General features: G+C 45.2%; 25 protein-coding genes and 1 riboswitch. Of the genes, 17 read left to right on the top strand and 8 right to left on the bottom strand.

Annotation, left to right across the window (positions count from 1 at the left end; all coding sequences use genetic code 11):
- The first annotated feature begins 116 nt into the window (after positions 1–116).
- A riboswitch (molybdenum cofactor riboswitch) is annotated at positions 117–252 on the top strand.
- The 5 genes from moaA to moaE all read left to right on the top strand — a co-directional run bounded on the left by moaA (position 241) and on the right by moaE (position 3,020).
- Positions 241–1,230 (top strand): GTP 3',8-cyclase MoaA, encoded by a 990-nt coding sequence (gene moaA, locus IX91_RS10665; RefSeq protein ID WP_004748418.1) that lies wholly within the window; start codon positions 241–243, stop codon positions 1,228–1,230. Its footprint overlaps the riboswitch before it by 12 nt.
- A gap of 76 nt (positions 1,231–1,306) precedes the next feature.
- Positions 1,307–1,819, top strand: coding sequence for a molybdenum cofactor biosynthesis protein B (gene moaB, locus IX91_RS10660; RefSeq protein ID WP_004748419.1), 513 nt, complete (start codon positions 1,307–1,309; stop codon positions 1,817–1,819).
- A gap of 15 nt (positions 1,820–1,834) precedes the next feature.
- Complete coding sequence (gene moaC / locus IX91_RS10655) at positions 1,835–2,314, top strand: cyclic pyranopterin monophosphate synthase MoaC (protein WP_004748421.1); 480 nt, start codon at positions 1,835–1,837, stop codon at positions 2,312–2,314.
- A complete protein-coding gene (gene moaD, locus IX91_RS10650; protein WP_004748423.1) occupies positions 2,311–2,556 on the top strand; it encodes a molybdopterin synthase sulfur carrier subunit in 246 nt (81 codons plus the stop codon). The genes moaC and moaD overlap by 4 nt, the downstream gene beginning before the upstream one ends.
- A 2-nt stretch (positions 2,557–2,558) precedes the next feature.
- Positions 2,559–3,020, top strand: coding sequence for a molybdopterin synthase catalytic subunit MoaE (gene moaE / locus IX91_RS10645; protein ID WP_004748425.1), 462 nt, complete (start codon positions 2,559–2,561; stop codon positions 3,018–3,020).
- A gap of 24 nt (positions 3,021–3,044) precedes the next feature.
- Here moaE and IX91_RS10640 read toward each other — a convergent pair whose 3' ends face one another.
- Complete coding sequence (locus tag IX91_RS10640) at positions 3,045–4,022, bottom strand: sensor domain-containing diguanylate cyclase (RefSeq protein WP_004748426.1); 978 nt, start codon at positions 4,020–4,022, stop codon at positions 3,045–3,047.
- Positions 4,023–4,106: 84 nt separating this feature from the next.
- On the opposite strand from IX91_RS10640, the gene nrtS reads away from it, so the two are divergent.
- The 5 genes from nrtS (at position 4,107) to udp (ending at position 9,783) form a co-directional block, all read left to right on the top strand.
- A complete protein-coding gene (nrtS, locus tag IX91_RS10635; RefSeq protein WP_004748429.1) occupies positions 4,107–4,310 on the top strand; it encodes a nitrate/nitrite transporter NrtS in 204 nt (67 codons plus the stop codon).
- Between the two features lie 126 nt (positions 4,311–4,436).
- Complete coding sequence (locus tag IX91_RS10630; protein WP_004748430.1) at positions 4,437–4,853, top strand: CBS domain-containing protein; 417 nt, start codon at positions 4,437–4,439, stop codon at positions 4,851–4,853.
- Between the two features lie 86 nt (positions 4,854–4,939).
- Positions 4,940–6,406, top strand: a complete 1,467-nt coding sequence (locus IX91_RS10625; RefSeq protein ID WP_004748432.1) for an MATE family efflux transporter — start codon at positions 4,940–4,942, stop codon at positions 6,404–6,406.
- Positions 6,407–6,463: 57 nt separating this feature from the next.
- Positions 6,464–8,764: a zinc/cadmium/mercury/lead-transporting ATPase gene (locus IX91_RS10620; protein ID WP_004748433.1), complete on the top strand. Its 2,301-nt coding sequence runs from the start codon at positions 6,464–6,466 to the stop codon at positions 8,762–8,764.
- A 260-nt stretch (positions 8,765–9,024) separates the two neighbouring features.
- Positions 9,025–9,783 (top strand): uridine phosphorylase, encoded by a 759-nt coding sequence (udp, locus tag IX91_RS10615; protein WP_004748435.1) that lies wholly within the window; start codon positions 9,025–9,027, stop codon positions 9,781–9,783.
- 87 nt (positions 9,784–9,870) lie between these two features.
- Here the strand turns inward: udp and IX91_RS10610 are convergent, their stop codons facing one another.
- The 3 genes from IX91_RS10610 to metG form a co-directional block, all read right to left on the bottom strand.
- Positions 9,871–10,350, bottom strand: coding sequence for a YehS family protein (locus IX91_RS10610; RefSeq protein ID WP_004748436.1), 480 nt, complete (start codon positions 10,348–10,350; stop codon positions 9,871–9,873).
- A gap of 176 nt (positions 10,351–10,526) precedes the next feature.
- Positions 10,527–11,339 carry a hypothetical protein gene (locus IX91_RS10605; protein WP_004748438.1) on the bottom strand — a complete coding sequence of 271 codons (813 nt, stop codon included), beginning with the start codon at positions 11,337–11,339 and terminating at the stop codon, positions 10,527–10,529.
- 200 nt (positions 11,340–11,539) lie between these two features.
- Complete coding sequence (metG, locus tag IX91_RS10600) at positions 11,540–13,600, bottom strand: methionine--tRNA ligase (RefSeq protein WP_004748441.1); 2,061 nt, start codon at positions 13,598–13,600, stop codon at positions 11,540–11,542.
- Between the two features lie 155 nt (positions 13,601–13,755).
- Here metG and apbC point away from each other — a divergent pair, with 155 nt between their 5' ends.
- The 4 genes from apbC to IX91_RS10580 all read left to right on the top strand — a co-directional run bounded on the left by apbC (position 13,756) and on the right by IX91_RS10580 (position 18,987).
- Positions 13,756–14,829 (top strand): iron-sulfur cluster carrier protein ApbC, encoded by a 1,074-nt coding sequence (gene apbC, locus IX91_RS10595; RefSeq protein WP_004748443.1) that lies wholly within the window; start codon positions 13,756–13,758, stop codon positions 14,827–14,829.
- A 248-nt stretch (positions 14,830–15,077) separates the two neighbouring features.
- Positions 15,078–15,719, top strand: coding sequence for a uridine kinase (gene udk, locus IX91_RS10590; RefSeq protein WP_004748444.1), 642 nt, complete (start codon positions 15,078–15,080; stop codon positions 15,717–15,719).
- Positions 15,720–15,875: 156 nt separating this feature from the next.
- The gene (locus tag IX91_RS10585) at positions 15,876–18,038 is read left to right on the top strand and encodes an AsmA family protein (RefSeq protein ID WP_004748446.1); all 2,163 of its coding nucleotides are present in this window, start codon (positions 15,876–15,878) and stop codon (positions 18,036–18,038) included.
- Positions 18,039–18,195: 157 nt separating this feature from the next.
- Positions 18,196–18,987, top strand: coding sequence for a hypothetical protein (locus tag IX91_RS10580; protein ID WP_004748448.1), 792 nt, complete (start codon positions 18,196–18,198; stop codon positions 18,985–18,987).
- Positions 18,988–19,035: 48 nt separating this feature from the next.
- Here IX91_RS10580 and cobO read toward each other — a convergent pair whose 3' ends face one another.
- On the bottom strand, positions 19,036–19,641 hold the full coding sequence (gene cobO, locus IX91_RS10575; RefSeq protein WP_004748450.1) for a cob(I)yrinic acid a,c-diamide adenosyltransferase: 606 nt from the start codon (positions 19,639–19,641) through the stop codon (positions 19,036–19,038).
- A gap of 111 nt (positions 19,642–19,752) precedes the next feature.
- Between cobO and IX91_RS10570 the strand changes: the two genes are divergently transcribed.
- The gene (locus IX91_RS10570) at positions 19,753–20,202 is read left to right on the top strand and encodes a low molecular weight protein-tyrosine-phosphatase (protein ID WP_004748451.1); all 450 of its coding nucleotides are present in this window, start codon (positions 19,753–19,755) and stop codon (positions 20,200–20,202) included.
- 26 nt (positions 20,203–20,228) lie between these two features.
- On the opposite strand, the gene IX91_RS10565 is transcribed toward IX91_RS10570, so the two are convergent.
- From IX91_RS10565 to sodB, 3 genes are all read right to left on the bottom strand, one after another.
- On the bottom strand, positions 20,229–20,891 hold the full coding sequence (locus IX91_RS10565; protein ID WP_004748453.1) for an SDR family oxidoreductase: 663 nt from the start codon (positions 20,889–20,891) through the stop codon (positions 20,229–20,231).
- 204 nt (positions 20,892–21,095) lie between these two features.
- Positions 21,096–21,599 carry a VC2046/SO_2500 family protein gene (locus IX91_RS10560; protein WP_004748454.1) on the bottom strand — a complete coding sequence of 168 codons (504 nt, stop codon included), beginning with the start codon at positions 21,597–21,599 and terminating at the stop codon, positions 21,096–21,098.
- A gap of 132 nt (positions 21,600–21,731) precedes the next feature.
- On the bottom strand, positions 21,732–22,316 hold the full coding sequence (gene sodB, locus IX91_RS10555; RefSeq protein WP_004748456.1) for a superoxide dismutase [Fe]: 585 nt from the start codon (positions 22,314–22,316) through the stop codon (positions 21,732–21,734).
- 303 nt (positions 22,317–22,619) lie between these two features.
- Between sodB and IX91_RS10550 the strand changes: the two genes are divergently transcribed.
- The gene (locus tag IX91_RS10550; protein WP_004748458.1) at positions 22,620–22,955 is read left to right on the top strand and encodes a Grx4 family monothiol glutaredoxin; all 336 of its coding nucleotides are present in this window, start codon (positions 22,620–22,622) and stop codon (positions 22,953–22,955) included.
- Positions 22,956–23,251: 296 nt separating this feature from the next.
- Entirely contained in the window at positions 23,252–25,225 is a 1,974-nt protein-coding gene (locus IX91_RS10545) for a DNA topoisomerase III (protein WP_004748460.1), read from the top strand.
- The last annotated feature ends 8 nt before the right edge of the window (positions 25,226–25,233 follow it).

Here is a 25,233-nt window from a genome sequence, read left to right as displayed (position 1 = left end):
CAACCAATACTCAATATTGGGTAAATTGGGCTCCAAGCACGATTTTTTCAATTTGAGGGTAGAATCACACACAATTATTAAGTATTTTATTTATCAGCACTACCGAAAATGATAGGTAGTTGCCATAACTCCGAGCTCTATAAGCTAAGTCCAGAGTGATAAGCCTATTGAGCCAGTGACATGTTGTCACAAGGGCATACTTGGAAATGATTATGCCTCCCGTGTTTGGAAAGGTGTTCCGTGGCGCAACAATTCGAAGATAGATTCCATCGCAAGTTTTATTACTTGCGACTTTCCGTTACAGATGTCTGTAACTTCAAATGCACATATTGTCTGCCTGATGGCTATAAGCCTTCCGGGCAAAAAAACTCGTCTTTTTTAGCTCTACCAGAGATAAAACGTGTCGTTAGAGCGTTTGCTGATTGCGGTACCTCAAAAGTACGTATTACTGGCGGTGAGCCGAGCCTACGCAAAGATTTCAACGATATTATTCATACCGTTGCTTCAACACAGGGTATTCGTAAAGTCGCGACGACAACCAACGGCTACCGGATGGAAAAACAAGTCGCCGATTGGAAAGAGGCGGGGCTGACACATATTAATGTCAGTGTGGATAGCTTAGACCCACGCATGTTCCATCAAATCACAGGTGAAAATAAGTTTACCCAAGTGATGGCGGGCATCGACCGCGCGTTTGAAGTGGGTTACGATCAGGTCAAAGTCAACGTTGTATTGATGAAGGATCTGAATGCGCACGAGTTACCCGCCTTTCTAAACTGGATTAAAGACCGTCCAATCCAACTTCGCTTTATCGAGCTGATGCAAACCGGAGAAATGGATGAACTGTTCCAACGTCACCATGTTTCCGGTGTCGCGATTCGCAATCAGTTGATCGCCAATGGCTGGCTACTCAAAGTGCGAGATAAAAACGACGGTCCTGCTCAGGTTTTTGTCCATCCTGATTACCAAGGTGAGATCGGTTTGATCATGCCGTATGAAAAAGACTTTTGTGAAAGCTGTAACCGCTTGCGTGTATCCGCTAAAGGTAAGCTTCACTTATGTCTGTTTGGTGATCATGGCGTAGAGTTACGCGATTTACTTCAACAAGATGCTCAAGAACCAGAACTAATCGAACGAATTCAACAGCAGCTGCAAACCAAGTCGGTGAGCCATTTCCTCCATGATGGAAATTCAGGCATGACTCCGCACTTGGCCTCGATCGGCGGCTGATACACATCATTAATCAAACTTCGTGTTCACGTATGAGTGAGCATGAACTGACTTTGACAAAACTATAGGTGAACAAATGGGTCACGCAGAAAGCAAATTTCAACCAGCAAATATCGCAGTTCTAACCGTTTCTGACACGCGCACTGAAGAAAACGATACTTCAGGTGGCTACTTAGTTGAGAATGCTAAAGAAGCGGGTCATAACATAGTCGATAAGAAGATTGTTATTGATGATATGTACAAGATTCGCGCTATCGTCTCTCAGTGGATTGCGGATGAAAATGTACAAGCTGTAATGATTACTGGCGGTACAGGTTTTACTTCTCGCGACAGTACGCCTGAAGCGCTAAAACCTCTATTTGACAAAGAAGTCGAAGGCTTTGGTGAACTATTCCGCATGGTCTCTTATGAAGAGATTGGTACTTCTACCATTCAATCTCGCGCAATCGCGGGTTTTGCTAACCATACTGTAATTTTTGCGATGCCGGGTTCTACGGGCGCGTGCCGTACTGGTTGGACAAAGATCATCAAGCAACAACTTGATGCAAGTCACCGCCCATGTAACTTTATGCCTCATCTAGCGGTTTAATCTTAGGAGCAGCTAATGAGCGAATTCACTCATATCAACGCTTCTGGTGAAGCAAACATGGTAGATGTCTCGGCCAAAGCAGAGACGGTGCGCGAAGCTCGCGCTGAAGCTTTTGTGCATATGGCATCTGAGACATTGCAATTGATTGTCTCTGGCTCTCACCATAAAGGTGACGTGTTTGCGACCGCGCGTATTGCTGGTATTCAAGCAGCGAAGAAAACGTGGGACTTAATTCCACTTTGTCATCCGCTACTGCTATCTAAAGTTGAAGTACAGCTAGAGGCAATCGAAGCTGAAAATATGGTTCGTATCGAGTCTGTATGTAAGCTAGCGGGTAAAACTGGGGTTGAAATGGAAGCCCTGACTGCCGCTTCTGTTGCTGCGTTAACCATTTACGATATGTGTAAAGCAGTACAGAAAGATATGGTGATTGGCCAAATTCGTTTACTAGAAAAAACCGGTGGTAAATCTGGACACTTTAAGGTGGAGTCATGATTAAGGTTCTATTTTTCGCTCAAACTCGTGAATTGGTCGGGATGGACGAACTTCAGCTTGAAGGCGACTTCGCCACTGTGGAAGAGGTTCGTAGCCATCTAGTAGAGCAAGACGGTAAGTGGGATCTCGCTTTAGAGCCAGGAAAATTACTCGCTGCGGTGAACCAATCTATTGTTCCTCTAGAGCACCCAATTCAGTCAGGTGACGAAGTTGCGTTTTTCCCGCCGGTAACAGGGGGCTAGTCATGGACAATCGCGTTTCAGTTCAATTTGAAGACTTTTCTGTTGGCAGTGAGTATGAAGCTCTCGCGCAAGGTACGTCCGCAGGCGCTGTCGTCACGTTTACTGGTAAAGTACGTGATATGAACCTTGGTGATAACGTTACTGGTTTATCTCTTGAACACTACCCAGGCATGACAGAGAAAGCACTTGGTGAAATCTGTAATGAAGCGGAGCAGCGTTGGCCGCTTCTCAATATTCGAGTCATTCACCGTGTCGGCGACTTAGATATTGGCGACCAGATAGTCTTTGTTGGTGTTTCAAGTGCTCACCGAGGTGCGGCGTTTGAAGCGTGTGAATTCGTGATGGATTACCTAAAGACCAAAGCGCCATTTTGGAAGAAAGAGCGAACGACAGAATCGACTCGTTGGGTAGATTCGAGAGATTCAGATGCGAAGGCCGCTGAGCGTTGGCAACAGAAATCTTAAACAAGTTCAAATCAAAAGCTCCTATCAACAGGAGCTTTTTTCATTGTCTGTTAGTTGGTGAATTGAGCCACGCTGACGCCCTTTGGCGTAGAAGAGTGCTTTGTCCGCTATCGAGATAAATCTTTCTGCGTCCATATCTTGTGGAACTAAGTGACAGTGGCGAATGCCTATTGTGATTGAAAATTGCGAGCCGACGGAAGAGGAAGGGTGAGGGATTGCCAGTTGTTTTACCACCTCTTGCAGTAACTCTGCACGATCGATACTTTCGCACTCCGCCACGTTGGGCATAAACACCAAAAACTCATCCCCTCCGTAACGGAAGCAGAGATCATCATTTTTTGCCCAAGCCCGAATTGCACGGCTTAGTGCTTCAAGTGCTTTATCACCTTTCAAATGACCATAACTGTCGTTGTATTGCTTAAAACAGTCAATATCGATCATCAATACAGCTGAACCAATTAGCTTTAGCTTTGCCAGTTCAATCGCCTCAGGCAAAAGTACGTCTAACGCGTAACGGTTATACATTTGGGTGAGATGGTCGATGTAAGTCAGTCTTTCGAGCTCTAGCTGCTGGATAGCCAGTTTATCCAAAGCCCTTTTATATTCAGTGATGTTTCTGACTGTCCATAGCACTAATGAAGTATTCGGCAATGGGATCACAAGCGCACTAAAGTGTTGCACTTGTTGAGGACCTTCAACGCCATCAAAGCAGCGTAAATCTTTTGGGTCTAAACTGTATTCAAGTTCGGAGGCGGTTTGGCTGTCAATGACGTCAACAATAATTTGGCTAAACCAAATAGCTTTGTCTGCTGGAAGCACTTGGTACTGATTGAGACCGACCACTGCGGCAGGATCATGATGACGTTTTTTATCCCTTCCACCCCAAGCTTCAACATAGGTACCTGACTTGTCGATAAGAAATGTCGGTTCTGGGAGTGATTCAAACACCACGTGCATCATATCTGGGTTATTGGCGATCTGAGCTGAAAAAGTAGAGTTCACGTCTTATCCCCCGCGTATTTTATGATGCAACTACTTATAGTTTAGACAGTTAATCTTGGAACGCATGTCACTAAAGGATGAAAGATGAATTACATCGTGTTTAAAAGAGCCATCATCATTGCCTTGGTGGTGGGAACCTTGCTCAATATCATCAATCAATATGACGCCATTTTTGGAACCTCAAGCGTAAACTGGCTCAAGGCTTGTCTGACGTATTGTGTGCCTTTTAGTGTTTCATTGTTTAGTAGTTGGTTAGCGAATCGTGATGCTAAGGCTCAATGCGATTAGTGAGGGTTTGTGAAACGTGATAGTCAGCACCTATTGTAAAAATTGTTGTTTTCCATTTAGTAAAATCAAGAAATTAGACAACAATTACAATATATGCAGCGTAGCTTGCACGTTAAGGAGACACAGATGGAATCATTGAAAGTAAAAGACTATATGACATTGCAAGCGGTAACCTTTACGCCGGAGATGTCGCTCAGTGCCGCTTTAGATAAGGTTATGAACTCAAAATATTTGGGTGGTCCGGTTCTCAACGACAAAAAGGAAGTGATTGGTTTCCTCTCTGGTCAGGACTTGCTCGATAAACTCCTCAAGGTCAGCTATTACTGCCAAGACACCCATATCGTCTCGGACTGTATGCATCCAGAAGTGCTGTCAGTTACCTCAGAGACCTCGATTATTGAACTTGCAGAGATGATGAAAGTAGGCCGACCAAAAGTTTATCCTGTGATTGACTCCGGTAAGCTAGTAGGAATCATCACACGTAGAGATGTTTTGCGTGCTATTGGTAAAAATATCGAAGATTGCTTTAAGCATCCGGTGTGACATATTGATTTGCTAAACAGGTAAGAGGTGCAAATGAGCACCTCTTCTTTTTTGTTGCTAAGCGCAAAGCCTAACAGGAGAGCTGAATGTCTGAACAAAGTGCCAAATTTGTTGAAGGATCAACCATGCGACATATTTTGGTTATGTCGGGGGCAGGGTCGGTTGGTCTAATGGCACTATTTGTGGTCGACCTTATCGACATGTTGTTTATCAGTATGCTGGGGCAAGTGGAACTCGCCGCTGCGGTAGGCTTTGCAGGAACGTTAGTTTTCTTTTCAACCTCCATCTCGATCGGTACTTCTATTGCAATGGGGGCGCTGGTATCTAAAGCCATTGGTGCCAAGCAACAGCAACATGCGCGTGAACTGAGTACAAGTATTATGTTCACTGCGGTGACGATCAGTGTAATAGTCGCGGCGGTGATGTTTGCCTATATTCCAGAGCTGCTTCAAGCCATCGGTGCGCATGGTGTCGCCGCTGAGAGAGCAGAAGCCTACTTAAGAATAATCTTACCTAGCGGCCCTGTTATCGCAGTCGCTATGGCTGCGGGGGCGGGGTTACGTGCCGCGGGCGATGCAAAGCGTTCGATGTGGGCAACACTGGCTGGTGGCATTGTTAATGCGATTCTAGATCCAATATTCATCTTCGGTTTTGGTTGGAATGTAGAAGGTGCAGCACTTGCGTCTGTATTTGCTCGCTTTACTGTGCTGTTTTTCTCAATCTACCCACTTATCCGTGTACACAAACTCGCCGCGAGATTTAACTACGCAGTGTGGTTAAGCAACCTGAAGATTATTATCGCCATTGCGATACCCGCAATTATCACCAATATTGCAACGCCAATTGGTAATGCGATTGTTACCTCAGCTATTGCCCAATTCGGTGAGAACTATGTTGCTGGGTTTGCAGTGATAGGTCGACTCACACCAGTCTGTTTTGCGGTAATTTTTGCACTTTCAGGGGCAGTTGGGCCGATCATCGGTCAGAACTACGGCGCAGAGCGTATGGATCGAGTTAAAGAGACACTCAATAACTCTTTAATTGTCACAACTCTTTACACCATCGTTGTTTGTATCATTCTCTACTTCGCTCAAGATTTGATTATTCGTATGTTCAGCCTAAACGGTGATGCACAAGTAATCGTTGCGGCGTTTTGTACCTATGTCGCGGTGAGCTTTATTTTCAACGGTGCGCATTTCGTTGCCAATACCTCGTTCAACAATCTAGGTAAGCCGCTGTACTCAACGGCACTGAACTTAGGCAAAGCAACATTAGGCACTTTACCCTTTGTTCATTTAGGGGCGTTTTGGTTTGGCGCTCTTGGGGTGCTTTACGGTCAGGCAATTGGTACCGTGGTATTCGGTTTGATTGCGATTGTTGTGCTGCGTAAGCATATTTCGGACTTGATGCGTTCAAGTTGCCTTGAGCATGAAGCCTCAGATCCTTCGATTACCAGCGTAAACAGCCAGCCTTTCTGTAGTCATGATGCGGTATTGATTGATGACGTCGCTTCAACAACAGAAATTTCGCAACAAACGGCAGAAAAAGTTTGACCTTGGAGTAGGCTCCAAGGTTTACACTCATAGTGTACAGTGAATGGAGATAAACATATGTGCACTAAACATCAAGCATGCCGCTCAGACAAAGTCGCGGCTAACCCTTCTCAATCAGGCTCTTGCGCTAGCCCTAAAATCTCAACCATTAAAATGGCAGAGGTTGCCAGTGCCGAGTCGAGTTGTTGTAGCTCAAATAGTTGCAGTAGTGGTGCAGACCCTGCTGACGAAGAGGGCGAGCCCAGTTCCTCTGCGCGTTACACCCAAAGTTGGAAAATTGAGGGAATGGATTGCCCAGCCTGTGCTCGAAAGGTGGAAACAGCCGTTAATCGAGTCGATGGCATTGTTGAGGCTAAAGTCCTTTTTGCAACCGAAAAACTCATAATCACTTCTGATAATGTTGGTGTTGCCCAGTTAGTCGAACAAACAATTCTTGATACTGGATTTACCTTTACTAGCCCTAATTCAAAGTCTTCAAAACAAGTATCCACAGGTTGGAAGTCTGTGCTTCAACAGAATGCGCAGATTATCGCTATTGCTTCTGCTATGGCGATCGCCGCTGCGATTAAACCAGCACTTCCACAAATTAGTGAATGGATGTTTGTCATTACCTGCTTGGCGGGACTATACCCCATAGGTAAAAAAGCCATCAGCCTTGCGCGTTCAGGGACGCCTTTTGCGATAGAAACCTTGATGAGTGTTGCAGCACTTGGGGCGCTCTATTTGGGAGAAACCGTAGAGGCCGCAATGGTGTTGCTATTGTTCCTCATTGGTGAACGATTAGAAGCCTTTGCTGCTTCACGTGCCCGTAGTGGTGTCCAAGCATTAATGGAGTTGGTTCCTGAAAATGCGATTAAAATCGTTGACGGTCAGCGCGTTGAAGTCTCGGCAAGTGAGCTACACCCTGGTGATGTCATTGAAGTTTCACCGGGCGCAAGATTACCGGCTGACGGTAAGCTTATCGGTGATGTAGCGAGCTTTGATGAAAGTGCCCTCACAGGTGAGTCGATACCTGTTGAACGTTATCAAGGTGACTCAGTCATGGCAGGCGCCGTGGCGGTCGATAAAGTGGTGAGATTCACCATTACTTCAAAGCAGGGCGAGAATGCCATCGATCGTATTCTCCATTTGATCGAAGAAGCAGAATCTCGTAAAGCGCCATTAGAACGTTTTCTGGATAAATTTAGCCGCTGGTATACGCCTTTGATGATGCTGGTGTCACTACTGGTGATCATTACGCCGCCATTGTTGTTTGCTCAGCCTTGGGAAACTTGGGTTTATCGTGGCCTGGCACTGCTTCTGATTGCTTGTCCTTGTGCACTAGTGATTTCTACGCCAGCCGCGATCACTTCTGGCTTAGCCGCTGCCGCTCGTCGAGGAGCTCTGATTAAAGGTGGCGCAGCGTTAGAGCAGCTAGGCCGCGTTGAAACCATAGCTTTTGATAAAACAGGAACGCTAACCAAAGGCAAACCTGAAGTCACTGACATTATTGCGTTAGAGGGCTGGACAGAGCAGTCGCTATTGGAAAAAGTTGCCGCCATTGAAGTAGGTTCAAGCCATCCACTGGCGGTATCGCTAGTGAACAAAGCCAAACAACTTGAGTTAGAGATTGTTGAGGCAGAAGACAAGCAAGCTCTGGTTGGGAGTGGTGTGCGCGGTGTGGTATCAGGTGTTGAGTATCAGGTGAGCGCACCAAGTAAAGTGGATATCACGTTACCTAGTGCTTTGGTTGAGACTATTGAGCAACTCGAAGGTCAAGGAAAGACGGTTGTCGTTGCTATCGAAGCGAAGCATAAAGCGATCGGTCTGGTCGCGTGGCAAGATACTCTGCGTGACGATTCTGCCAAAGCAGTGAAAGCGCTTAATGAGTTGGGTATTCACTCGATTATGCTCACTGGAGATAATCCGCGCAGCGCGCTAGCCATCAGTTCTATGATTGGCATCGACTATAAGGCGAGTCTGCTTCCCCAAGATAAAGTCAGCTATGTCGAGCAACTTTCTGCAAACGGTAATGTGGCCATGGTCGGTGATGGCATCAATGATGCGCCTGCAATGAAAGCCTCAAGCATTGGTATTGCGATGGGAGGTGGTACTGACGTCGCGTTAGAAACCGCTGATGCAGCGATTACCCACAATCGCCTGATTGAACTTGCTGGAATGATAGAGCTTTCGCGGGCTACCTTGAACAACATTCGCCAGAATATTGCTCTCGCGCTTGGCTTGAAAGGCGTGTTCTTGGTAACGAGTTTGTTAGGTATTACTGGACTTTGGGTTGCGGTGTTGGCTGACAGTGGGGCGACTGCCATTGTGACTCTCAATGCATTAAGACTGCTGAAATTTAAGTCAAAGCAAGATTAGATAAATCTACCCAGTAAAAAGCCCCTGCATTGTTGATGTAGGGGCTGTTTTTTATGCAACTAATGAGTTTATATTGCGTAAAAGTGTGATGTAAACCGTTTTTATGTGCAATGGTGATGTTTGTTGCGGTTGTTGTTGTGAAGGTGATCACTCTAATGCTTCAAGGAGTTCGCTAGAGTATGTCCTGTACCCGATGAATTTTATAGAGCGTATCGGTTGTTTAATGTACAACCCAACTACGCCACAATAAGGAGCCCCCTATGTCTCAAGCTGTATTCCACCTTGGTGTTACTGAATCTGATCTTGCTGGCGCAACACTAGCGATCATTCCAGGTGACCCTGCGCGTGTACAAAAGATTGCAGAAGAAATGGAAAACCCAGTATTCCTAGCAAGTCACCGCGAATACACGCTTTACCGTGCTGAACTAGACGGCAAGCCAGTTGTTGTTTGTTCAACAGGTATCGGCGGCCCTTCTACTTCAATTGCAGTAGAAGAACTGGCGCAGCTTGGTGTTCGTACTTTCCTACGCGTTGGTACTACAGGTGCGATTCAACCACACGTAAATGTCGGTGATATGATCGTATCGACGGGTTCGGTTCGTCTAGATGGCGCGAGCCTGCACTTTGCTCCAATGGAGTTCCCAGCTGTGGCAGACTTTGAAGTGGCAACAGCTATGAAAGCGGCAGTAGAAGAGTCTGGTGCAACCGTTCACATGGGTGTTACGGCATCAAGTGACACTTTCTACCCAGGTCAAGAGCGTTACGATACCTTCTCTGGTCGTGTTGTTAAGCGTTTCCAAGGTTCTATGCAAGAGTGGCAAGACATGGGCGTTCTAAACTTCGAAATGGAGTCTGCAACGCTACTGACTATGTGTGCGAGCTCAGGTCTTAAAGCTGGCTGTGTAGCAGGTGTTATTATCAACCGTACACAGAAAGAGATTCCAGACCACTCTACGCTAAAAGAGACAGAAGCACGCTCTATTAAAGTGGTAGTTGAAGCAGCACGTAAAATGCTTTAACAATTCGCCTTCTTTAAAAGAACGGCCTTAGATACTAAAAACCTCAATCATAAGATTGAGGTTTTTTTGTGCGCTTAGCATTTATAGCTAGGCGATAAACTCTTCAGAATCAGGACGGTTGGTGAACTGTACGCCATTTAAGAAATCACAGAGCATTTGGTCTTCACACGCCTTGTAGTTCTTATTGTTTGGTTTACGGAAGTAAGCACCGATTTCATACTTACTCAGGCTAATACCAACGACTTCAAGCACATCCAAAACATCTTCAGCTTTCATGTTCAACGCAATTCGTAATTTCATGAAGATCATGTTGTTGGTTAGCTTCTGTTCTGGCTTAGGCTGTTCACCGTCCTTTTTGCCGCGTTTCAGGTTGATAAAACCATTGAGAAAAAGCGCCAGTTCCTTATCTTTCATTTTAGAGACTGACTTGTCAGAGTCGGCTTTCAGCCAGTCATTCACTTGGTTTGGAGCAACTGCGAAGTCTGCTTGCTCAAAAGCTTTAATAATTTGGCTGTTTTTTAGATTTAGCGAATGCTGGATACGACGCAAGATTTCATTGTTAGTCACTGGATCTGCTCTTTTTAACTAGGGTCAAGGTTGACCGGATATTGTCGAACGCGACTTTAGCAAATAAGCGCTATCGGTGATAGAAATAAAACGTCCTTGAGCAAATGACATGTCTATAGGCTCAACAGTTTAGTTAAGGGCACTTAGAGAGTGCCCATTTCAACTGATGATTTTCTTTATGCTAGGGCGACTTTAGGTAACGGCTGATACAAGCTTTCTGTCATATCTGACAGCATCTGATCGTAGACTTGCGAAATGATCAGTGAAATATCTGTCGTGAGCTGATAAAGCTCTTCATTCGTCATTAAAATGTCGTCGCTAGCATTAATTTCTGAAAGTGAATGCATTGCCTTTGAGCTTATTGGCGAAGCAATAGACAGCGGACTGATGAGTGATAGCTGATTAAGCTTGCGCCTAGTTTTATCGCAATAGTATTTAACTCTCAGCATACCTTCCGGATAGTGGAGGTCCTGAATCGAAATTCTTAGTTGGGTAAGTACCTCCATGCTATCGAGTACCTGCTGCCAATTCATATGGTACTCATCGCTGATATCTTCTCGCCCTGACTCGATCAACCAAGCAATGGCAATTTCATCCATTAAGAACATACAGTGTCTGATGGTTTTACCATGAATCACCTGATTACGAGCCACGGTCCGCTGATCCCATTCCTTGTGTAGCTTTTTCAGCTTCAATTGCAGAATCCGGTACATAGGCTTGTTTTCAAACTGAGCGCTGGCAATGAGTTCATTCGAACGTTCCATCATAGCGTCATAGCTTTCTTCTAGCTGACTCTGGTGCATGTCAAAGTGGTGATTGGTCAACGCCTGATGGGTGATTGCCCTGTGTTGACGACTCAGTAGCAGTAACTGGCGCAGCAGGATTAAAATCTCAAACTTTCTTTCTAAACCTGAATGACGCTTTTTGGAAAAGTAGAATAAAGTCGCTAGCACGACGAATGAAATGATGATTGAAATGAGCACAAACATAACCAACTCCTTGTTATGGATTACCTATAAAGTGGTAGAGCAGGTTTGATGCCAAAAATAATCCATATACAATTCAATGGTTTATGTTTTTAGTGTTCACGCATATGAACTTAACTGGTGCAAGATAGCACTGAAAGTGTGAAGAAGAACACAAAAAAGCCCCGCTGAATCAGCGGGGCTTTCGATAAGCGTAATGCTTTTTACATTACACGCATACCTGGCTGTGCGCCTTCGTGCGGCTCAAGAATCCATAGGTCGCTACCACCCGGGCCAGCTGCTAGGATCATGCCTTCAGACATACCAAACTTCATCTTACGCGGCTTAAGGTTTGCTACCATTACCGTTAGCTTGCCTTCTAGCTCTTCAGGTTTGTACGCTGACTTAATGCCAGAGAATACCTGACGAGTTTCGCCACCGATGTCGAGTTGGAACTTAAGCAGCTTGTTTGCTTTTGGCACTTCTTCACAAGAGATGATACGTGCGATACGCATATCAACGGCTGCGAAAGCGTCAAACTCAATCTCGTCTGCGATTGGATCTTTATCTAACTCCGTTTGGCTCGCTTTGTTCTTTTCAGCTTCAGCTTTTTCTTTCGCTGCAACTTCTGCTGCTGCATCTTCTTTAGATGCTTCAACCATAGCTTCAACCTTCTTCGGATCGATACGGTTGAATAACGCTTTGAACTTAGTGATTTCGTGATCAGTTAGTGGCGCAGCAATGCCTTCCCAAGTCAGCTCTTCGTTTAAGAATGCTTCAGTACGCGCAGCAAGCTCTGGCATCACTGGTTTTAGGTAAGTCATCAGAACGCGGAATAGGTTAATACCCACAGAACAGATATCTTGCAGTTCTTGGTCTTTACCTTCTTCTTTTGCTACAACCCACGGTGCTTTCTCATCAACGTATTGGTTCGCTTTGTCTGCTAGTGCAGTGATCTCACGGATTGCACGACCAAACTCACGAGTCTCAAAAAGCTCTGCGATACGATCAGCGGCAGCAGCGAACTCGTTGTAAAGTTCAGGCTCTGCGAATTCTGCAGATAGCTTGCCTTCAAAACGCTTAGTGATGAAGCCAGCGTTACGAGAGGCTAGGTTAACAATCTTGTTTACCACGTCAGCGTTTACGCGCTGAGTGAAGTCTTCAAGGTTAAGGTCTAGGTCATCGATACGGCTGTTTAGTTTTGCCGCGTAGTAGTAGCGTAGACATTCTGGATCTAGGTGATCTAGGTAAGTCGCTGCCTTGATGAATGTGCCTTTCGACTTAGACATCTTCGCGCCGTTTACGGTTACGTAGCCGTGGACGAATACGTTGTTTGGCTTACGGAATCCAGCACCTTCTAGCATTGCAGGCCAGAATAGTGAGTGGAAGTAAACAATGTCTTTACCAATGAAGTGGTAAAGCTCAGTGGTACTGTCTTTCTTCCAGTATTCGTCGAAATCTAGACCTTCAGTTTTGTTACATAGGTTCTTGAATGAAGCCATGTAACCAACAGGTGCGTCTAGCCATACGTAGAAGAATTTGTCTTTTTCACCTGGGATCTCGAAGCCGAAGTAAGGCGCATCACGAGAGATATCCCACTGCTGAAGGCCTGACTCAAACCACTCTTGCATCTTGTTTGCCGTTTCAGCTTGAAGTGAGCCAGAGCGTGTCCACTCTTGAAGCATGCTTTCAAACTGAGGTAGATCGAAGAAGAAGTGCTCAGAATCTTTCATTACTGGCGTCGCGCCAGAGACTGCTGATTTAGGTTCAATCAGTTCAGTTGGGCTGTACGTTTCACCACAGCTATCACAGTTGTCGCCGTATTGATCTTCTGACTTACACTTAGGACACGTACCTTTTACGAAACGATCCGGTAGGAACATCTCTTTCTCAGGGTCAAACAGCTGAGAAATTGTACGGCTAGAAATGAAGCCATTTTTCTTAAGTTCAAGGTAGATGTGCGAAGCCAGCTCGCGGTTCTCTTCAGAGTGCGTGCTGTGGTAGTTATCGAAGCTAATATCGAAGCCAGCGAAGTCTTTTTGGTGCTCTTCACTTACTGCAGCGATCATCTCTTCTGGCGTAATTCCCATCTGTTGTGCTTTTAGCATGATTGGCGTGCCGTGAGCATCGTCAGCACAGATGAAGTTTACAGTGTTGCCACGTAGGCGTTGGTAGCGAACCCAGATATCAGCTTGAATATGCTCAAGCATATGACCTAGGTGAATCGAACCGTTAGCGTACGGAAGGGCACAAGTGACCAGTAGTTTTCTTGGATCAGTCGCCATACTTAATATTCGCTTCTAATGATGTATAAAAAATAGAGAGTAATACTACCTCATCAGACTAGTGACTCCAAGACGGAACGACTGGAATACCTTAGTTTTTTCAGGGTTCAGTATCGGCTGGTGGAGTGTTACGATTAGATGCATAAGGAGGACCTATGCGTCAGTTCACTTCAAAGCAAGATTTCTGTGATTGGTTAAATCAATTTGAGCACCCAAGCCTCGCCCCAGATTGGGCGTTTACGGCAAACTTTGTTTCAGTTGAAGCCAATCAGTTTACTATTGAAATTCCTTTTGCAGCCAATACGTTAACTCAGGATTTGGCTGACTGGATTGAGGCTTCCCAAAGCAAAGGTGAGGTTGCTTCATTTTCGTACAAAATTGTAGTTGCGCCGAAACCTCTCGAAACCCATGTTTCTGCAACAGTTAAAGGGGTTAAGAACGTTATTGCGGTGACGTCAGCAAAAGGTGGGGTCGGCAAGTCGACAACCTCGGTTAACTTAGCACTGGCCTTGTCAAAGTCCGGAGCTAAAGTAGGGTTATTGGACGCCGATATTTATGGTCCTTCAGTGCCACTGATGCTTGGCCAAACCAATGCACAACCTGAAGTTCGCGATAACAAATGGATGCAGCCTATAGCGGCCCATGGGATTTATACCCATTCTATCGGCTACCTTGTGTCGAAAGATGAAGCGGCAATTTGGCGTGGACCGATGGCAGCTAAGGCGCTCGCTCAACTGCTGAATGAAACCGAGTGGCCTGAACTGGATTACCTAGTGATTGATATGCCACCGGGCACGGGTGATATTCAACTGACGCTAGCTCAGCAAGTTCCGGTTACCGGAGCGGTCATCGTGACAACGCCTCAAGACTTGGCTTTAGCCGATGCACGTAAAGGTGCGGCAATGTTTAACAAGGTTGATGTGCCTGTCGTTGGTCTTGTTGAAAACATGAGCTATCACATCTGCAGTCATTGTGGTGAAAAAGAACATATCTTTGGCGCGGGTGGTGCTGAGAAAATGGCTACTGAATATGGCCTTGACCTTTTGGCTCAAGTTCCACTTCATATTCAGATGCGTGAAGATATCGATAAAGGCATTCCAACGGTTGCTGCGAGACCAGAATCAGAACACGCTCAGCAATATCTTGCTTTGGCGGAAGCGGTCAGCTCCAGGTTGTATTGGCACGGGAAAGCTAAGCCAGACTCGATCATGTTTACCATGGTCGAATAACCACCTTTATGCACTGCAATTAGAGCGCCTAATGAGCGCTCTTTTTTATTCTTATTCTGTGTAATCGATTGCGCTGAAATCTTTTATTCCATTTAAGTAAATCAAGGCAATCGCGACTGGCAACCGATCGCTGAACTCCCTATAATCAGGCGGTTTATCTAAATTTATACTAATACGCAGGTCTCACTTCGAAAGGCACTGCTAGTATTAGCATATGACACCAATCTAAATCATCGGGTGCAAGAATAATGTCTGATAATAATCAATGCGTCATCGTAGGTATTGCTGGCGCGTCTGCTTCTGGAAAAAGTTTAATCGCGAGCACTATTTACAATGAACTACGTGAAAAAGTGGGCGATCATCAAATTGGTGTGATTACGGAAGATTGCTACTACAACGATCAAGGCCATCTTAGTATGGACGAGCGTGTAAAAACCAACTACGACCACCCAAGCGCACTAGACCATGATCTATTGTGTGAACATCTAGAGCAGTTAGTTAAGGGACAAGCGGTAGAAGTACCTGAGTACAGCTACACAGAACACACCCGAACTGACAACACAACGACAATGACACCGAAGAAAGTCATTATTCTTGAAGGTATTTTGCTGCTTACTGACCCACGTCTGCGTGACTTAATGCATGCGACGGTATTTATGGACACGCCACTGGATATCTGTCTGCTTCGTCGTGTTAAACGTGATGTTGAAGAGCGCGGCCGTACTATGGACTCTGTTCTGAAGCAGTACCAAGAAACGGTTCGTCCTATGTTTATGCAGTTTATCGAGCCTTCAAAGCAATACGCAGACATTATTGTTCCACGTGGTGGTAAAAACCGCATCGCGATCGATGTATTAAAAGCCCATATTGCAAAACTTTTGAAAGCTTAACGTTGAAAAGACGCTTAAGACTTTATTTTTTATGAGATAAGTGGCACTTTTAGTGCCACTTTCTTTTTATGGTCGCCATAAATATTTACCTGATCATTTATACTTGGAGCTAACCCTTAGCAGAAGAGGCGTGCTCACCAAGCAAGGATAATGCTGATGAAGAAACTGTTCCTAATCATAGCAATCCCAGTGGTTGTTATTCTCGGTGCTTTAATTGCACTGGTTACTTTAGTTAACCCAAACCAATTTAAACCACTTATCGTTGAACAAGCGAAAACCCATACTGGTCTTGATCTTGTTATCGATGGTGATATCAGTTGGCAATTTTTCCCGTCGATTGGTTTCGAGCTAGGTCAAACCGAGCTTCGTAACCCGAAAGGCTTTGAACAACTGAACATGTTCAAGGTGGATACGGTCGGTGTGGATGTCTCCGTGATGCCACTGTTCAGCCAACAGCTTGAAATTGGTAACATCACGCTTGATGGCGCAGCTTTCTCGCTGGAAACCTTACCTGATGGTAGTAAGAACATCGACGCGCTAACTCAAGCGCAAGCGGCTCAAGCTGAGACGACAACTGCGCCAGCAACTTCAGAAAGCAGTTCGCAGCCAGTAACAGAAGATGCGCCTCAAAGTAGTGGCGGCGCTTCGGCTTGGACAATCAACTTGGCTGGAGTCACTGTCTCTAATGCGTCGGTCGAAATTCAAGATAAACAAGCAGGGTCATTTACCAAGCTGTATGACGTTTCATTGAATCTGTCTCAGTTTGCTGTTGATACTTGGACTAAAGCGGACTTTGCCGCCAAAGGTGAAGCGAATCAGCAGAAATTTACCGCCAAAGGTGATGCTGAGTTTAAGCTAGCAAAGGGCTTTAAAGAGTACGCGCTACGCAACATTAACCTTGATGCGACATTTAGCGATCCTGCAACAAAAATCGATAGCGCTAAAATTGGGCTAGAAACGTTTGAGTTCGATAAAGCCAATGCGCTGAGCTATGCCGTTGTGGGTAATGCAGCTGGTCTGGATATCGATATGAAGGGTTCGGCGTCTTTGCAAGTCGATCAAGCGATCAGCAAAGTACTGATGAACCAAATGGTTCTAAATGCCACGTTCAAAGGAGACTCACTACCTCAGTCACCTATGAAGGTAGATATGGCATCTGACTTGACGTTTGACCTGACTAAGAACCACCTGAGCTTTGTGCTAGAAAAGCTAACCGCAAATGCATTGGCGTTTGATGGTAAAGCTGATGTGACGCTAGGTGATATTCCTAAAGTTCGATTTGCTTTGCATAGCCCGAATATAGATTTGGACGAGTTTTTAGGATTGGGCAAAGCGGCTCCGGCGCAAGCGCCATCTGACACAGATCCAGCTTCAGAAGCACCGCAGCAAAAGCCTGAACAAACTTCGCCACAGAAACCTGCTCAAGAAGTGGAACCTGATCTCTCTGCGCTGAAAACGTTGGATGTGAAAGGTCAGATTACTATCGACAAGTTCAAAGCTAACAACGCCAAAATGCAGAACGTAAAGGCGAGTTTCTCAGTTAACCGAGGAGTGGCAGAACTGACTTCATTTACATCAAACCTATATCAGGGCTCTATCAGCGCTACGGCTCGATTAGATGCGCGTAAGTCACCAGCAAGCTACACCGCGAAAAAACGTATCAAAGGTGTAAAAGTACAGCCTCTGCTGATTGATGTGGCAAACAACGATATGCTTGAAGGCACGGGCAATATTGATGTCGACGTTAAAGGTAGCAGCTTAACCCCAACAGGCATTAAGAAGAATCTAGTCGGTACAATAGTCATTAACTTTGAAGATGGCGCAGTGAACGGCATTAACGTTGCTCAGTTAATTCGTGAGAATTACTCCAAGATCAAAGGTGAGAAGCTAGAAGGTGGTGATGAAGTCCAGAAAACGGACTTTAGTGCAATGAAAGCAACCTTGAAGCTGAACAAAGGCAATGTGTCTACTAATGATCTTCATATGCAGTCACCACTATTACGCATCCGTGGTAACGGCAGTGCCAATTACCTCAACGAAACAGTCGATTTCACGGTCAGCACCTCTATCGTTGGTTCACTGAAAGGTCAAGGTGGCAAGGACATTGATGAACTGAAAGATGTGACAATTCCAATCAATATCTCGGGTTCTTGGGCACAACCTAAGTTCAAACTCATCTTTGATGATGTACTTAAGCAAAAAGCCGAGAAAGAGATCGATCGTGGATTGAAGAAACTCGATGAGAAACTTGGTGAAAAAATCAAAGATGAGAAGACCAAAGAAGCGGTTAATAGCTTAATCAAAGGGCTGTTTAACTAAACGTCTTTCCAATGACAACTTTAAACGCGCCATTTATGGCGCGTTTTTTTTAACTCTGTTTTTCCTCTGTCAGTCTCACTTGGACAAAGTTACGACACATTCATACAGTCAATGATTTTCGCCATTGATAAGGTGTACTTTCAATAGAGGAGGGAGCATGAAAGCATTAATATATTCATCACTACTGATGACAGCAGCGTTGACGTCTACTGCATCGGCAGGCGAGTTTGATACCACATCTGCACACGTCGATGGGTGCCCAGCAGCCTTTTTTACTCATAAAGCGATCGTATTTGATGCAGTCACTCTATGTGCAACGCAGAAAGTCAATTCAGAGAAGCTCGCTTATGCGGCAAGCGTAACTGCGCAATGGTTAGATAATGATCAGGATGGGGTTATCGATGAACCCGCTCTACTGGATCACTTACGCCGAAATCAAGCAGTTTTGGTCATGAGTAAAAGCGGATTTAGTGAAGAGGCTTTCGATGCAATGGATATTGAAGGGCGCGTTGGTCAAGATCTTTCAGCCGATGAGACCAATCCAAGCGATCGCCGTGATGCCTCGCAAGAAGAAATCCATCATCTAATCGTCAATGCGGGCTGGCAATCTTTGTATCCCAAACTGTTTAGCGATCAAAAGCGAACCAACAGTGTACTCTACAAACAGTGGAAAATTGCCGATGAGCACGGCTACTATCAGTATGATGATCCAACGTGTGATAGTGCATGTAAAACGGTTGAGTTTTTCTACTTGAGTACGGCAAGTTATTTGGGTTCAAAAGCCGATCTGTATTCCGATGAACTGAGCCTTAAGACAAGAGCAGAGCTCACAGATAAGCTACCTGGGGTGGTGGCCTTAATGGAATCTAAAGATTATCACTATCCGACGCATAAGTGGCCGGATGGACACTACCCCCACAAACAAAACATCAAAATCATAGGTCAGTAGTATCGGTGTAGCCACTAGAATAGTAAGCCTCTAGTGGCTAAAACTGGATTACCAATCAACACCTTTTAGAGCTTTCACACCCGACTCAAAAGCGTGCTTGACGTTACGAACTTCGGAGACAGTGTCAGCCAACTCGGTCAAGGTGCGATGAGCGCCGCGACCCGTGATGATGACTGATTGCATTTTAGGACGGTTGTTTAGCGCTTCGACCAGTTCATCTAATTCGATGTATCCATAGTTGACCATATAGGTCATCTCATCAAACAGTACGACATCAATCGATTCGTCTTGCAGCATACGTTTACACTCTTGCCACACTTTTTGCGCCGCTTCGGTATCTTGTGCTTTACTTTGGGTTTCCCAAGTAAAGCCAGTTCCCATGACTTGGAACTCAACCCCAAGTTTCTCCAGCAGATTACGTTCACCGTTGTCCCAGGTGCCTTTAATAAATTGAGCCACCGAACATTTCAAACCATGTCCAACAGCGCGTGCAACCGTGCCAAAGCCAGAAGTAGATTTGCCTTTACCGTTACCAGTGATTACTAGGAATAGGCCCTTCTCTTCTTGCGCAGCGGCAATTCGAGCATCGACTTGCTCTTTCACTTTTTGTTGTCGCTCTTTGTGACGCACTTCTTTGTTGGTTTCAGAGGTCATGGTAAATCCTTTTTTATTCAATAAATCTGTGTCTATGATAGCTCAATCAAAGTAGTGCAAAAACCTATGATTTTCATGGGAAAGCACCTGTAAATAGAGAGTGAATAGGAAATGAAGAAGCTATTGGTTGTGTGTATGGGAAATATCTGCCGCTCTCCTACCGGAGAAGCCATTCTTAGATCAAAATCTCAGCAACTCGGTATTCCTGTGGAGGTGGATTCGGCAGGAACAATTGGTTACCACCAAGGAAACCCACCAGATTCAAGAGCAAAAGCAGCAGGTGAGCACAGGGGGTACTCTTTTAAAGGGATTCGTTCGCGTAAAGTGGTTAGTGGTGATTTCGAAGATTTTGATTTGATTTTGGCAGCAGATAGAGACAACTTTGCCGATTTAATTCAACAATGTCCTCAGCATTTGCAGCACAAAGTAAAACTGTTTCTCGACTATTCCAATTCTGAATATGAAGAAATCCCCGACCCATACTATGGCGGGGATGCAGGATTTGAACTGGTATTGGATCTTATAGAAGAAGCTTCAGAGAATGTGTTGAAATCACTTTGAATGTGAGAGTCGAATGGCGGTGTCTGTTACGCCGCCATCACTCTGCCACTAAAGTAATCATTAGAGACGATATATTCCGTATTACGAATCAACTCATCCTGCACTTCTGCCCAGTGCGAGTTATCGTGTTCAATAGCAGGGACAACGCCTCCAACGCGAATGTTGAAAGGGGTGAGTTCTTTAGCCCAACTTTGGGTAAACCCTGCCACCATCGACGTTGCATTGTCGAAGCCTGACATATCCTGATAGTCAGGATTAGAAATTACATTAACAATTACACCGTTTTTCTGTTCTTCACGCATTCTTTCTGCGGTTGCTTGACCAAAGCTAAACAGTGTCGCAGCCATCAAAGAGAGCCTTTGGGTAAACAAGTCACTGCCTTGATGATCAAAAATATTCGGCATCGCTTCTGCGGTGAGCGTGTTGATCAAAACGTCGGGGGACCGCTTGATCGTTTGATCCATGAATGTGAATAAGTATTGGATAGAACTGAGTGAGTGATCATCTATAGGGCATTGATAGACGCTGTCTGATATCTCTCGGCACAGTTGATAGGTTTGCGCGAGTTGAGGTGTTTTTCTGTCACACAAAACCAGCGTCGCACCAAGCGAGGCAAAGTGATAAGCGAGCGTACTTCCGATCTGAGAACCGGCTGATGTCACTAAAATTACAGCATTTTTTATATCCATTGGCTTACCCCCATAAGCAATGCATGCTCTAAAAGATGTCCACATAGCATGGTAGATTAGCTGTGTTTTAGTTGTGAATAACGTCAAATAACTCTTCGCTCAGTATGACAATGTTCGATTATTTGGCGCTATTCACATTATGCAGGCCTATTGTTAAGCAAGTCCGAAAAATGAGACACGAAAAGTGTGATCAAAAACGATCCTTTAAGCTTGGGCTTGGATCTGGAAGGTGCGCTGAGCTTTTATGAGCTGATTATAAAGATCGATTGGCATCAACTCTTTTGGCTCTTTCTCTCCCATTGCACGACGTTGGTGTCCAGACAAGTTGTGATACACCTCTTCAGGAAGATTGTGTGTGTCTTCTGGCAGGTAAGTTAACGCGTCAGGGGTAAGGTAATGGCTCAGTTTGGTACTGGGGAGCCCTGAACTATGAAATAGGGAAGCTTGTGTTGCCGATACTTGGTAAGAGCTTTGATCGGAGCGAAGCTGTTGCGGCGCTTGCAACTCAAACTTTTTACGCAGTGCTTGTTCGCTCGTATCTATTTCATCGACCTTTTCAAGCGGGGTATTGTCACGAACATCGTCAGAAAACATCGACAAAATGAGCGCGAAGTCAGCTCTGCGTCCTTCATGTACGGCATGGTTAATACCCGTGCCAAACTGAAGCTCGCTGATGATGGCTGCTTTGTCTAAAGTGTGAATTTGCATGATGTTCCTCGTTCGTTGCTTTTATAGCGACTTAGTAGCGAGAAACTTTAGGTAAATCATAGCTTGAAATGAAAAAAAGCCAGCAAAGTGCTGGCTTTTAAAATGACTAAATTTAAATCCTAGGGAGGAGGATTATTTTGCTAGGTTTTCTGCAACGAAGTCCCAGTTAACTAGTGCCCAGAATGCATTCATGTAGTCTGGACGAACGTTACGGAAATCGATGTAGTAAGCGTGTTCCCATAGGTCAACAGTAAGAAGTGGAGTTGTACCTTCTTCTGTTAGAGGTGTTGCTGCGTTAGACGTGTTAACGATCTCTAGAGAACCGTCTGCTTTCTTAACAAGCCAAGTCCAAGAAGAACCGAAGTTGTTGATCGCTGAGTCTGTGAATTTCGCTTTGAACTCTTCGAAAGAACCGAATGCAGCGTTGATAGCGTCAGCTACTGCACCTGTTGGCTCGCCACCCGCGTTTGGCGCTAGACAGTGCCAGTAGAATGTGTGGTTCCAGATTTGTGCAGCGTTGTTGAATACACCACCAGTAGAAGTCTTGATGATTTCTTCTAGAGATTTGCCTTCAAACTCAGTGCCAGGAATAAGACCGTTTAGCTTAACAACGTAAGTGTTGTGGTGCTTACCGTGGTGGAAATCTAGAGTTTCAGCTGAGATATGTGGTTCTAGTGCGTCTTTCGCGTAAGGAAGAGCTGGTAGTTCAAATGCCATTGCTCGATTCTCCATTTATATGAAAGGGTTGCCCCTCTCGATTGCTTCCAGTGTTATTTATAATTCATGGCTCGCAGTGCCAACCATGGTCATTTTGCTGACTTGCGCTCTAGTTTAGCAAGTTTTTACTTTATTAAAAGCTCAGGCTGTAAATTTCTATATGAAAATTCTTTATTAGATAATGACAGTTAATCTCAAAAAAGCACGAAGTCGATTATAACCTTACTCATATTAGGCTTTTTATTCTGTGCTAATGGTTTAGAATGTGCAGAATATTTGCCGTAACTCCATTAAGAGGAAGCAATGGAAACTATCGATAAAATCAAACAGCAGATCGCAGAAAACTCGATCCTTCTTTACATGAAAGGTTCGCCTAAACTACCTAGCTGCGGTTTCTCTTCTCAAGCAGCTCAAGCTCTTATGGCTTGTGGTGAAAAATTCGCTTACGTAGATATTCTACAAAACCCTGATATCCGTGCAGAGCTACCAGCATACGCACAGTGGCCAACTTTCCCTCAACTATGGGTTGAAGGTGAGCTGATCGGTGGTTGTGACATTATCATCGAAATGTTCCAAAAAGGTGAACTGCAGCCTCTAGTTAAAGAAGCAGCAGAGCGCGCAGGAACAAGCGAAGAGTAATCTTTCTTCATTAGAAGTACTGTTTAAATTTACAGTTTTTCTTGATTTCTAAGGGCCACATTCGATAATGTGGCCCTTATTGTATCTGTCTGACTCTAGGGTCTGTTGACCTTTTGAGCTGATTTTTGCAGCAGAAAGGAACCACAAACGCTGCCCGAAGGGTTCGGCTAAAAGCGTTTTACTCTTTGTTGAGAGGTGTTTTGCTTAGAGTGACTAGGCGACAAACCTCTCGCCGCGACTAAAACGCTTTTATCTCGAACAAAATTTAACCGCAAAAGGCCAACAGACCCTATCTTATGTCTCGTCTCTTTATCGCTGAAAAACCAAGCCTTGGCCGCGCAATTGCCGCTGCACTCCCTGGACCGAAGAAAAATGATCAGGGTTTTATTCGTTGTGGTAATGGCGACGTAGTGACTTGGTGTATTGGGCACTTACTTGAGCAAGTTGAGCCTGATGCCTACGATGAGCGCTATAAGAAATGGAATCTGGCTGATTTACCTATTGTCCCTGAGCAATGGCAGCTAAGGCCAAGAAAGTCGGCGAGTAAGCAGCTTACAGTAGTACGAAAGCTTCTAAAGGAAGCGAATCATATCGTTCACGCCGGAGACCCTGATAGGGAAGGGCAACTGCTGGTGGATGAAGTGCTCGATTACTGCAAGGTAAGCAAAACGAAAAAAGAAACGACGCAGCGTTTGCTGATTAGCGACTTGAACTTGCCAGCGGTTAAGCGTGCTTTAAGCCAAATGCGCAGCAACCGTGACTTCGTGCCGCTGTCGGTTTCTGCCTTAGCGCGCTCTAGAGCAGACTGGTTGTATGGCATGAACATGTCTCGTGCCTATACGCTACTAGGCCAAAAGGCGGGCTATCAAGGCGTTTTGTCAGTCGGTCGAGTGCAAACTCCAGTGCTTGGCTTAGTGGTACGCCGTGATGAAGAGATAGAGAACTTTATCCCTCGTGATTATTTTACTCTTCACGCTCTTATTCCGTATCAAGATGGCTCAAGCGCGTTTGATATACGCGCTCGTTGGAAGCCGAGTGATGCGTGTAAACCTTGGCAAGACGAAGAGGGGAGAGTCCTCAATCGTAAGCTGGTGGAAAATGTCGCTAATCGAATCGCTAACCAACCAGCAAAAGTCGTTGAATCGGAGCAAAAGCAAACCAAGCAATCGGCGCTACTGCCCTATTCGTTATCTGCTCTGCAAATTGATGCTGCAAAGCGATTTGGTATGAGTGCGCAGCAGGTACTTGATACTTGTCAGTCTCTGTATGAAAAGCACAAGCTGATTACTTATCCGCGTTCTGATTGCCGCTATTTACCGCTGGAACATTATTCCCAAGCGAGTAGTGTTTGTGATGCGATCAGCAATAATGCCAAAGAACTTGGCAGTGCAGTATCAGGGGCGAATCTGAGCCTTAAATCCAAAGCATGGAATGATAAAAAAGTCGATGCTCACCATGCGATCATCCCGACACCGAAAAAAGCGTCGGTGAATGGGCTGTCTGGCAATGAGATGAAGATTTATCAGCAGATTGCGCGCCAATATTTGATGCAGTTCTATCCGGCAGCAGTGTATGCAGAAGCCAAGCTGGTATTTGATATCGCAGGTGGAACCTTCATTGCCAAGGGGCGTCAGCTTGTATCGGCAGGCTGGAAAGAACTGATGGGTAAAGTTGATGATGAAGACGCGAGTGTTGATGCGGTTCCTCCTTTACCTGAAGGGAGCGTTCTAACCTGCCGAGAAGGCGAGATTAAAGACCGCAAGACAGAGCCGCCGAAGCATTTTACTGAAGCGACATTACTTCAGGCAATGACGGGTATAGCCCGTTTTGTGGAAGACAAAGAGCTGAAAAAAATACTCAAAGAGACCGATGGCTTAGGGACTGAAGCGACGCGCGCAGGCATCCTTGATACTCTGTTTAAGCGTCAGCTTTTGCAGCGCCAAGGCAAGTCTATTCTCAGTACACCTGCTGGAAGAGGCTTGATACATGCACTGCCATCTGAATCGACCTTTCCAGATATGACAGCAAACTGGGAGCACCAGTTGCAGGGTATGGCAGAGCGTAACCAAGCCTACCAGCCTTTTATGCAGGCTCTACAGCAGCGAATTGATGGTTTAATGCATCAAGTCCGTAGCGGAGAGGTTCCTGAGTCTTTACGTCACCTACCTAAAGTAGAGCGCCCGGCATACAAGCGCAAAAAAGGTGGCTATCGTAAGAAATCTTCCGCCAAGTCGACATCTAAAAAGTCTTATAACAATCGGAATAAATAGCTGCTCAG

The sequence above is a fragment of the Vibrio tubiashii ATCC 19109 genome, assembly GCF_000772105.1.
Taxonomy (GTDB): Bacteria; Pseudomonadota; Gammaproteobacteria; order Enterobacterales; family Vibrionaceae; genus Vibrio; species Vibrio tubiashii.
This window is presented reverse-complemented; position numbering and strand designations above follow the sequence as displayed.